The organism is uncultured Gimesia sp., from assembly GCF_937919775.1.
Classification (GTDB): domain Bacteria; phylum Planctomycetota; class Planctomycetia; order Planctomycetales; family Planctomycetaceae; genus Gimesia.
The window spans coordinates 1-10,937 of the sequence record NZ_CALFPF010000032.1 but is presented as its reverse complement, the minus strand read 5'-3'; the positions used below and the strand labels follow the sequence as shown (position 1 = coordinate 10,937).

Sequence of the window (10,937 nt, the reverse complement as noted above, 5' to 3'; positions counted from 1 at the left end):
GAATGAACGGGTTATCGCGGCTCGATGAGGTCTTTCACTCGATAATGCCAGGAAAAGCGAAAAAACCCTGGTTTTATAGGGAATTAGACTACTGTTCGGGCAGGCTGAGTCGCACCATTTTTACTTGTGATACGAAGGAAGATTGTGATTTCGTCTCAGAAGCCGGATACTGGATAAGACAGAGAAAACGATGACCTTTTCAAAGAGGATCCCCAGATGCGCTGTGATTTCAATCAAGTTGGCAGGACATTGCTGCTGTTGAGTGCTCTGTTCACATCGCCTGCGGTGGCAGAAGATCTTCAGCGGGGAAAAGCCTGGGAACTGCATTTGATTGATCAGTCCTCCCGGGGCGCGGATGGAGTGAAGCTGGCCGATTTCGACGGCGATGGTTTACAGGATATTGCCACCGGCTGGGAAGAAGGAAACCTGACCCGCGTCTATCGCAATCCCGGACCGGCGCTGGCAAAACAGCTCTGGCCGGCACAAACGGTGGGGACCACGCCGCAGGTCGAGGATGCCGCCTGGATTGATCTGAATCACGATGGCCGTCTGGAAGTCGTCAGTTGTTGTGAAGGGAAGAGCCAAACCATTTTTGTACATTGGGCTCCGGAACACGATCCGTTTCAAAAACAATGGCAGCAGGAGGTTCTGCCGGCATCGCAGGGCAAAATGATGTGGATGTTTGCCGTGCCGGCGCAAATTGATCAACAGCCGGGACTGGAACTGGTCGCCGGCGGAAAAGGGAAGGGGGCGCAGATCGGCTGGTTTCAACCGGGCGATAATCCGCGCCATCTGGCGGATTACCGGTGGACTTCTTTGTCGTCGGCGGGCTGGATTATGTCACTGTTTGCGCTGGATATGGACGGCGACGGGGATCAGGATCTGTTAACCACGGATCGCAAAGGCAAACTGCGAGGCTGTCGCTGGCTGGAAAATCCGGGCGCCCTTGCCGCTGCTACCGCTGCGAACTGGAAGAATCACAGTGTTGGCGGGGAAGATCGGGAAGTGATGTTCGCCCGCGTGGCGGACCTGGATCAGGACGGACTGCAGGATATTCTGGTGGTGACCCGCCTTCCCGATGAGTTACTCTGGTTCCGTCGTCTGGATCAAAGCGGTCTCAAGTGGGACAAGCGTGTCATTCCCTTTCCCGCCAATACAGGGCACGGTAAAGGGGTTGCTGTGGGAGATATGAATCTGGATGGACGACCGGACGTTGTTTTCAGTTGCGGCAGCGCTGAACCTCCCAAATCAGGCATGTTCTGGATGAGTTTTTCAAAAAGTGGATCAGAGTTGAAATGGGAAACGCACGAGATCAGTGGGCCGCGGGGGATCAAATATGACCGGATTGAATTGCTGGATCTCGATGCCGACGGCGATCTGGATGTGCTCTCCTGCGAAGAACGGGATCAGAAGCAAGGCCTGGGCGTTTTCTGGTACGAAAATCCGGCGAGATAAAAGGCCGCGGGGGCGGGTCGGCGATTTCAGAGAGTCTTTCAGAAGAACAGGACTTCCCGTTGAATGGTCTCGAACAGTCGTCTGAGCCAGACGTATCCCAGCGAACGTGTGCCGCAGTCGACTTGAGGGAGCACCGATGCGCCGGGGCGCAGCCCGGTGATCGATTCGTGATCCAGCTTCACCGTAATTTGTACGGTGGGATTTCCTTCTGCGTCCGGTTCTGCCGTGGCGGCGATGGTTTCGATCGTTCCCTGGTGGGTCTGATCGGGATCGGTTAACAGCAGAAAAGAGACGTTCAACGGTTTCTGACTTTGTCGCTGCGCTGCGAGAATGTGGCCGATTTCCGTATCGGGAACCTGCATTTTCAAGATCCACGGGCCTTTCAGGTCGGCGACCGTTAATAATCGCTGACCGCGCTGTACGGGACGGGCCAGTAATTTTTCCTGAAAATCCCAGGTCAGCACTTCGCCGGGCAGGGGGCTTTTCAGAGTCAAAGCGTCCTGCTGGTTTTTGAGAAGCGCGAGTTGCTCTTGCAGACTTTTCAGGCGTTCATTCAGTTCTTCCTGTTCGGCCGTCAGTCGATTTGCCTGTAGTAGCGCATTGGCGTCGGTCGCCTTTAATTCCAGTCGGGCGGACTGAATGACGGCCAGGCGTTTCTGGGCGGTTAGAATTTCACCATGCACGCGGCTGAATTCCAGCTCCAGATCGGAATCTCTCAATATAATCAGGGGACTGCCCGCTTGAACCTGCGCTCCCTGATGTACGAGGATCTGATCGACAACGCCGTCCGCCGAAGCAAAGATGTTCTGCTGTTCGACAGGTTGCAGCGTTCCGGAGCCTTCGATGGTAAAGTCGGCGGGGGTCAAAATGAGCACCGCGCCAATCACTGCCAGGATCGCGGCACCGGTCATGATGTTGCGCCACGTCATCTGTTTTCTGCGGACGGGAGAGTGAGACCAGTGTTTCAGGACCGGGAAAAAAGGGAAGCTCTCAAACTGGAGCGCATTAAACAACGCCGTTCCCCCATGCCGCGACACAGCCAAGGCCCGATCCAGCAATGTGCTGCCGGAATCGGCTTCATGAAACTGTTCCACTATAATGGCGCCTACCGTGAGTTCTGCGACAGCAGGCTGGTTCTGCTGCCGGGCTTCCGTGTCGTCAGGTGATTCTGCGGTAATATGCTTCAGGGGAAAAATCATCAAGGATCGCGAAGAGGCCAGATCGAGATACGCGTGCAACGGCTCTGTTATCTGGGGCGGATATTTTTGACCGGCTTCCATGATCCAGTACGGTCGATTCAGCGATTGAATACAGCCTGTCAGTTTTTCCAGCCGCTGTACCGATTCCGACCGTCGTTCAATTGCATCCACACCACTGGCGGCGATCAGCCGGTACGTGGAGCCGGTTCGCTGCAGAACAGACAGCCGATCGCAGTCGATTAAGATTCTGCCTTCATTGGCGATGATATAAGCGGTTTGCTGCGAATCTAAATGTAAATGAACGTGTTCCGAGAAACGTTCAAACTGTTCCCAGAGCGTTTCCAGTTCCTGCAGTTTCTGTAATTTCTTCGACTGACAGAAGTCTTCGGAAATTTCGCATAAGGCACCGATGAATCGGAGATATCCATCCTGTGCTGCGAATGACTTGGGAGGCTGGTGAATGACTTCCAGAATCCCGGCTGTCGCTGCAGGGTGATTCTCAACCGTGATCGGGCAGAGGATGAGATTTTCGCCGGTGGGGTTCTTGCCGCGGTGCTGTTCTGAGAGTCCGGAACGGGCAGCGATGGACGTCGGCCGGTTTTCCTGCAGGGCTTCTTTGAGCAGCAGGCGATGTTGCTCGATTTCCTCTGGACTGAAAGGGGCAGACGCATTCGATTCCGGGTTCAGGCCGCGACTCAGGTAAATTTCCAGAATCCCTGTGGAATCGGGAAGCCAGAGAATGCCCCCCAGCGCAGACATGCCGCGCACGGCGCGCTCGAGCAGCTCCGTGTAAAATGTTTGACTCGAAATCTCTGTGCGGGAGAGTTGGGCCAGCCCCAGAACGAGCTCTTCAATCTCCTGCCAGAGATTCGCTATAGAAGCGGATTCATCAGTCGTCATGCGATTTGTATGAATGAGGGTTAGATCAATATTGGTCCGAGATCAACCGGTTCACGCCCCGGGTGGATACGGCCTTGCTGCATCCTATCACAGTCACGGGAAGGGTACTCTGATTGAGCGAGGAAAAGCGGTCAGGCTTCTCAAAGTAATTGCGGTACCACTTTAAATCATTGCGCAGATTCTCTGATTGTTTCAACGTAACGGGATGTGGAAGGGGATGTTTACGTGAAGATAGATAATATGCGTTGAGTGCGGGTGACTAATTGGGTCTGCCGGTTGTCCGATTGTGAGGAATATTCCGAATGTGCCGAGATTTTGCTTTGGGGGGACATGGTCTGGAGCCGATGAGAAGAGAGAGTGTGTACCTTTTTTATCGATGGTCCCGAATGACCAAGGTTGTTTCATGAACTGTTTCTTAGCCCGGATTATGCTCCTGTTAGCCGCAGTTGTAATGATGGGCCCAGGGTGCAGCCGCTTTCTGAAGACTTCTCTGCAAGAAGAATTTGTAGAAAACGAAGAAGTCTATCAGCGCGCACTGACTCAGATTGAATATCCCAATGTCGAGACAGTCGATGAAGGAGATACAGTCGGCACACTGGCGCCGGCGAGTCTTTCCAGTATGACAACACCCGATTATTGGGAACTGTCTCTGGAGCAGGCCGTGCGTATGGCGCTGCAGAGTTCGAAAGTTCTCGGGGACGTGGGTGGCGTTTCTTTGAATACGCCTGCCGCCCTGCATACCAAATATGATGCCGCGATTATCGACGCCGATCCCCGCTATGGTGTGGATGGTGCGCTCAGTGCCTACGATACGACACTTTCAGCCAGTACGTTTTTCGAGAAGAACGATAAGGCATTAAACAACGTATTCTTTGGTGGTGGAACGCGCCTGTTACGACAGGATGCGATGGTGGTTCAGGCGCAGTTAACAAAACGCGCAATGACCGGTACCGAGCTGACCTTACGGGATTACATCGATTACGATGCGAATAATTCGCCCGGTAACCAGTTTCCTCAAGCTTACCAGAACAACATCGAAATGGAATTTCGTCATCCTCTGTTAAGAGGGGGCGGGGTCGATTTTAATCAGCTCGCAGGTCCGAGTAACATTCCGGGTGTGGTGAATGGTGTGATCATCGCCCGGATCAATACGGATATCAGCCTGGGAGAATTTGAAATCGCGGTTCGGGATCTGGTGAGTGATGTAGAGAATGCCTACTGGGATCTTTATTTTGGTTATCGTGATCTCGATGCGAAAATCATGGCCCGCGATTCTGCATTAGAAACCTGGCGTCGAATTCGTGCGTTGTACGAAAACGGACGGCGGGGCGGCGAAGCCGAAAAAGAAGCGCAGGCCCGCGAACAATATTTCCGTTACCAGGCAGAGGTGGAAAACGCGTTAAGCGGTCGGCTGTTGAATGGCACCCATACCAACAACGGCAGTCAGGGGGGCACGTTTCAGAGCAATCATGGCGTGTATGTGGCAGAACGCCGATTGCGGATGCTGATGGGCATCCCCATTAATGATGGTCGATTGATTCGCCCCGCCGATGAACCTTCTCTGGCACGCGTCGAATTTGACTGGGAAGAAACTCTGGTGGAATCGCTGGAACGCCGACCGGAAATCCGTCGTCAACGCTGGCAGATTAAAAAACGGGAACTGGAACTGCAAGCCAACAAGAACTTCATGAAACCTCAGTTGGATCTGATCGGCCGTTATCGTTGGCGTGGTTTTGGCCGCGATTTTCTGGCAACGGGAGGTCAAACCGGAGAGTTTGACGGTGCCTTGAATAATCTGTTCGATGGCAATTTTCAGGAGTGGCAGATGGGGCTGGAACTTTCCGTGCCTCTGGGTAAACGCCAGGCGCATGCCGCGATGCGACACGCCGAATTACAACTGGCCCGTGATCGGGCAATTCTGCACGAACAGGAACGGACGATTGTCCAAAGTTTGAGTAATGCCATTGCGGACGTGGATCGTGCCTATTCGGTATTACAAACTACTTTTAATCGTCGGCATGCCGCCCGACAGGAAGTCGCTGCCGTGCAGGCTGCTTATGAATCAGACAATGCCACACTGGATCTGCTGTTGGAATCTCAGCGCCGTCAGGCGGAAGCGGATGGCAGCTATTACCGGTCGCTGGTCGAGTATTCGCTGGCGCTTAAGAACGTCCAGTTTGAAAAAGGTTCATTGCTCTCTTATAACAACATTTATCTGGAAGAAGGTGGCTGGCCTGCCAAAGCGTATATCGACGCAGAGGAACGGGAACGCCTGCTGGGTCGCGTGAGAAAAATCGCAGAGGCGCCGTCTTATACCGGCAATCTGAGCCAGGGGATTTATCCTCAATTACTGGTTCCCGGCGAAGTACCAGCGGAACGGCCACAACCGACTCCACAGACCATGCCGGAACCGATGCCTGAGAATTTTGTGCCTCCCGTGCCGGGGGTTTCGAATGAAGCCGCCTCGATTCCTGCTGCCAGCGGGATTCAATCGGTCGATTTCACGCAAATGGCAGGCTCTCAAAATCAGGTGCAGAATCCGGACACGCTGGAGCGACCTGCTGGCCGAGGGGAAGCTCTGCAAAGCAGTCCACCCGGACTGGACGATGATTTTCAACCAGGTTTGAAAGCCGCCTTTTTTGGCGCGGAAACTCAGCCGAATGCGGTAAAGTCATCCGCTTTCGAGCAACCGTCGACCGACTTTCGGTCCCCTGAGGTACAGGCAGAAACGCCGACGTTGAGAGCTGCACGCCAGAACCAGACGCCGGAATTTCCCCTCAGAGGGGGTTCGCGTGAGCAGGACCCGTTTCGTGACTACCGGAATTCCGGTCCCCGCTGGGAACCGGTGCCCATTCCCGAAACAAAGAGGCGGAATTTAAGGGACTTTTCCGGTCAAGTCCAGCGATTCCCCTTAAAAGAGGGTGACCAGTCAACTTCTGAATAATTCCAGGCAAACCGTCCCGGAAGAGTTATCATTGACTGAGAACGCGGGAAATCTTCGTCAAACCTCAGAAATTCGCCAAAAATACTGTATTGGTGTTACTTGCCTCTCTTTCAGGATTGATATAACGTAAGAAGAATCAGTATAGTTTAACCAGAGTGAATTCTGGTCTGTGGAAATAGGCATCTCCTGTGAGATGTTCTTTTTTTCATAGAGACTATAATGCAACCAGTGTGTCTTGATTTCAGATGGTTTTCATTCAAGGCACAAAACCTGTTTTTTTTCATTACTAAGGAGAATAAGCAATCGAAACAACGCAGAGACTTAATGACCAGATTCGGATTAGTCCGGTACGGGTCATTGATCAAGACGGGGAACAATTAGGAGTGATCCCTACCGCGGAAGCTTTAAAGTTAGCGATGGAGGCAAATCTCGATCTGGTTGAAGTTGCCTCTGATGCCAAACCCCCAGTCTGCCGGATTATGGATTATGGGAAGCTGAAGTACGAGCGCAAAAAAAAGACCAGCAAAAACACCAAACAACACCAGGTGCAGTTAAAAGAGATTCGGATGCGTCCGAAAATCGGCAAACACGACATTGAATTTAAGCTGAAAAGCGCCCGGAAATTTCTGGAACAGAAAGACAAGGTCAAATTCAACATCATGTTTCGCGGTCGCGAAAATGCGCATCATGAACTTGGTCGAACCATCCTGGGAGACATCCAGGAACAGCTTACCGAGATTGCTAAAGTGGAACAGTCTCCCACAATGGCCAGCGGACGGAATATGATCATGGTTCTCGCTCCCCGGTAATCGCTGTTGCATTCAAAGCGATTTATGGGGCAGGAGTGAAATTGGGAAAGCAGGCAAGACTTAACCGGCTCCCTGTGCGCGCAGTCCAGGGAGGCCTGGCTCATCTTTCCGTCTGTTCTGGAATTTTTTGGATCTGGAATGCCCGGTCGCAGTGGGTTTCTCTGACCTGTTATAGTTCTATCCAGCTTCCGGTACGATGACTTTCCACAATCGCCTCGATGACTTTCATATTTGCAATGGCATCTTCAAGCGGTGTGGGAACGGGCATGTTGTTGAGAATCGCCTGGGAAAACAAGTCTCCCTGAATCGTGTACTGATTGCAGACTTTCAGTTCGACTTCTTTGATCTCAACGCGCGTCTGATGCCAGATCTTACACGGGCGATCGGTGGGGGCATTAAAAGGAATTTCGATTTCCAGCCTGCCCTCAGTGCCGTGAATGTGAACGCGTTGATACGGGTTGAGCTGTGTTGAGCAGGTGAATGTGGAAGTCCCATTCCCGAAATCCAGAGTGGCGGAACTCAGTCGATCAGTACCAAGGGCGCTGTCGAATTCGAGAATACCGGAAACGCGTTCGGGTTCGGCATCGAAAATAAATCGCGAAACCGAAATGGGATAACAGCCAATATCCATTAACCCGCCTCCCCCGATTTCGGGCTGGTTGCGGATGTTCTGGGGATTGTCGTTAAAGTAGGAGAAAAAAGACTGGATGGTGCGCAAATCTCCGATTTTCCCAGCGCGAATCATTTTTCTGGCCGTCCGCCACTGGGGATGATGGCGGTACATGAAGGCCTCCATAACCTTCAATTCGGGATGTGCGCTGGCACAGTCAAGCAGTTGCTGGCCTTCAGCCGCCGAGAGGCCGATCGGTTTTTCACACAGCACATGTTTCCCGGCTTCGATGGCTTTGATCGACCAGGGAACATGCAGATGATTCGGCAGGGGGTTGTAGATGGCATCGATGTCCGGGTCTGCCAGCAGGGCTTCATATGAGCCATAAGCGCGCGGAATGCCCAGGTCTTTCGCGACTTTTTTCGCCAGCTCCGGAGTGCGCGAGGCAATCGCAGCGACTTCGCAGAATTCCCCTTTTTGCATGGCGGGAATGACCTGCACGATTCCAATTTTCGCCGTACTCAGAATACCCCAGCGGATTTTGTCGTTCATTGTTAATGCTCGTTTGATAAAAACTTTGTTGTGAGAGTGAACGCGGGAGCCATTCACGAATCATGTAACAAAACGAGCGGTCTGTAAAGCGAGTCAGGGCGGACACACAAAAATCAGATTGAATGAAACCACTGGTCACGGTTCTTAAGACGCGTTCCTGCGCAGGTTATGGGCGCATCTTTAAATCAAAGTTTCCTTCGTTTTCTCCGGCTTTGATTTCCAGCTTCAGGCGGGAACTCGTGTTGTAGGGCGCGGGAATATATTGTTCCGTTTCTTCCATCGTGGTGCCAGCCGGCGCATCAGGGATCTGAATCTTGTTGCCCGTGTTGCGAATGGCAATGATTTCGATTTTGTGGTTGCCGACTGCCGGCGCTTTATTCAGATCAAACTGGTAATGGCCGTCTTTGATCTCTGCGACCGTCAACTTTCCAACCGTGCCGACTTCCGGGATGAATCGGATTTTTCCCGAGGCGAGCGGTTCACCATTAATCGTGACCATTCCTTGAACCGTTCCTTTCTCGTAGGAAAACTCCGAACTACCACAACCCACTGCAGTTGATATCAAGGCGAGCATCAGGAGGCGAAACGGCATGGCAGAGAGGCTTTCTTAAGTCTGAGCAGTGGCTGTGCAGGTTGATTCAGATGGTGGTCAAATTTCACATGAAGTAGAAATCAGCCGAACCAGATTTATCTGTCTGGTTCGGCTGAATCTGATGGCTTGCTTAAAATTCGCCGATGACGTTTCCATCTCCCATCGAACCCAGATATCTCCAGGTGGAGAGATTGACGTTTTCGCTGACAAATCGCACGGCGCCATCGGCCATGCCCATGTGGAGGCCGCCGACATGAGGGCTGCCGAACGAATAATTGCAGTCTCTCCAGGCGCCCGGTGCGAATGACAGAACGCAGTCTTCGATGGATCTAAAGGGGGGCATGAACGTGGATCTGACGGAATGGTGCTGGCCTTCAGTCCAGAAAGCATGGCGACGGACGGTGACATCACCGTCATCAATGGCGGAAACCGTGCCTGAATAATCGGTTCTCAGGTCATTCTGTTCCGCCTCTCCCATGATGAACGTATTCGTCGTTCCGTCGGTCACATCGCGGAAACGGGTACTGCTGTTAGGGGTCATGATTCCAGAGTCAAAGGCGTTTGCACTACCAAAATAAATCGCCCAGAATTGGCCGTTTCCGGTGCCGTATTTATTTCCCGAACTGAATGCATAACTGCTGGCAAAGCTGGAACCCGCGTCCGAAACGTCCAGGTGGCCGTCACGGGGATTGGTATTGGTACTCAGCAGTCTGGAATTCGCAGAAGGGCACTGGAAAATCGGCAGCTTGGTTTTAGCCAGGAATGCGTTTTGATTATAAGTCTGCCCTCCACCAGATTGATCGGGGCCGCCGCCGGTTCCAATGTCAAAGTTATACAAATTATAGAGTGATGACTGATCCATGAAAGGCAGCAGCATCACGAAGCCGGTGGCGCGAATTTGAAGGCTGGTGACAGTGCTGCTCGGGTTGGGGCGCGAGAAATAACCGGCGGGGAACATTTTGTGTGTCCCGTGGTAATTGTGCAAAGCCAGGACGATTTGCTTGACCTGATTCTTGCAGGTGGAACGTCGGGCCGATTCGCGTGCCTGCTGTACGGCTGGCAGTAATAAAGCAATGAGAATGGCAATGATCGCAATCACAACCAGCAGCTCTATCAAAGTAAAGCCGGTTTTCTGTCTCTGTTGAATCATGGAAGTGCTCCTTGAAAAAAATAAAAAAATCAATACCAGTGATGAGTTCAAAATAAATGAAAACGGGGTTGGCCTGTGTCGAGCATACCGCAAGCCGTTATTGATAGCGGATAACATAGTGAGAAGGTTGTCAGTTTGGTTTTTCAGCTTTGAATTTTAGCAGCGGGATTATCGGGGAAGCTGAAAGCGTTCAGTTGGCAACTGTCTATCTTAAATTATTTCTCTCTCTCGGGCAACTGCGATGGTGTAAATCAGTGATGTAGCGGTGCTTTGTCTAGAGTGACTTTGCTGTCAGCAGTCGTAGGAGGGCAGCAAAAACCCCTGTCGAAGTGCTGCTGTGAGTGTTGTCATCAGGATGTTGGAAGCACTGTCTGGTAGGTTTGAGGAGATGGCTGCTGGAATGAGGTCGCACAAAAAATCTGACAGGGCGTCAAAAGTAGATGGTGTTGTCCGTAATGGGTGCTGTGTTGTATCTGATAAAAAAGAATAGGCGAGGCTCGGGAGGTGATTGATTGCAGTTGTCTGCAAGGTATTGCATCGTCGGGTTTTGCCAACTGTCCCCATTATTGAGAATTTATAATCGCGTATCTCCCGACTCCAAGAAACTTGCTGCTATTGATCTGAGGATGGATTGCTTAGTTTTCTTGATGCCTCTATCCTTCCTGATGAATTGGGATTTCTTCTCTAGAGCCGGGTAATAAGTCCGCTTTGACCGTCGGTCGCCAC

At 52.0% G+C, this 10,937-nt stretch carries 7 protein-coding genes; 3 read left to right on the top strand and 4 right to left on the bottom strand.

Annotated features, from left to right (window positions below; all coding sequences use genetic code 11):
- The first annotated feature begins 216 nt into the window (after positions 1 to 216).
- Positions 217 to 1,455 (top strand): VCBS repeat-containing protein, encoded by a 1,239-nt coding sequence (locus Q0294_RS00860; protein WP_299459751.1) that lies wholly within the window; start codon positions 217 to 219, stop codon positions 1,453 to 1,455.
- Between the two features lie 38 nt (positions 1,456 to 1,493).
- Here the strand turns inward: Q0294_RS00860 and Q0294_RS00855 are convergent, their stop codons facing one another.
- A complete protein-coding gene (locus Q0294_RS00855) occupies positions 1,494 to 3,554 on the bottom strand; it encodes an efflux RND transporter periplasmic adaptor subunit (RefSeq protein WP_299459749.1) in 2,061 nt (686 codons plus the stop codon).
- Positions 3,555 to 3,957: 403 nt separating this feature from the next.
- On the opposite strand from Q0294_RS00855, the gene Q0294_RS00850 reads away from it, so the two are divergent.
- Together Q0294_RS00850 and infC are read left to right on the top strand one after the other, a co-directional pair.
- The gene (locus tag Q0294_RS00850; protein ID WP_299459745.1) at positions 3,958 to 6,498 is read left to right on the top strand and encodes a TolC family protein; all 2,541 of its coding nucleotides are present in this window, start codon (positions 3,958 to 3,960) and stop codon (positions 6,496 to 6,498) included.
- Positions 6,499 to 6,800: 302 nt separating this feature from the next.
- A complete protein-coding gene (gene infC / locus Q0294_RS00845) occupies positions 6,801 to 7,307 on the top strand; it encodes a translation initiation factor IF-3 (RefSeq protein ID WP_299459754.1) in 507 nt (168 codons plus the stop codon).
- A 169-nt stretch (positions 7,308 to 7,476) separates the two neighbouring features.
- Here infC and Q0294_RS00840 read toward each other — a convergent pair whose 3' ends face one another.
- From Q0294_RS00840 to Q0294_RS00830, 3 genes are all read right to left on the bottom strand, one after another.
- On the bottom strand, positions 7,477 to 8,469 hold the full coding sequence (locus Q0294_RS00840; RefSeq protein ID WP_299459742.1) for a Gfo/Idh/MocA family oxidoreductase: 993 nt from the start codon (positions 8,467 to 8,469) through the stop codon (positions 7,477 to 7,479).
- A 166-nt stretch (positions 8,470 to 8,635) separates the two neighbouring features.
- Positions 8,636 to 9,061: a hypothetical protein gene (locus Q0294_RS00835; RefSeq protein WP_299459739.1), complete on the bottom strand. Its 426-nt coding sequence runs from the start codon at positions 9,059 to 9,061 to the stop codon at positions 8,636 to 8,638.
- Between the two features lie 130 nt (positions 9,062 to 9,191).
- Entirely contained in the window at positions 9,192 to 10,211 is a 1,020-nt protein-coding gene (locus Q0294_RS00830) for a DUF1559 domain-containing protein (RefSeq protein WP_299459736.1), read from the bottom strand.
- Positions 10,212 to 10,937 lie beyond the last annotated feature (726 nt).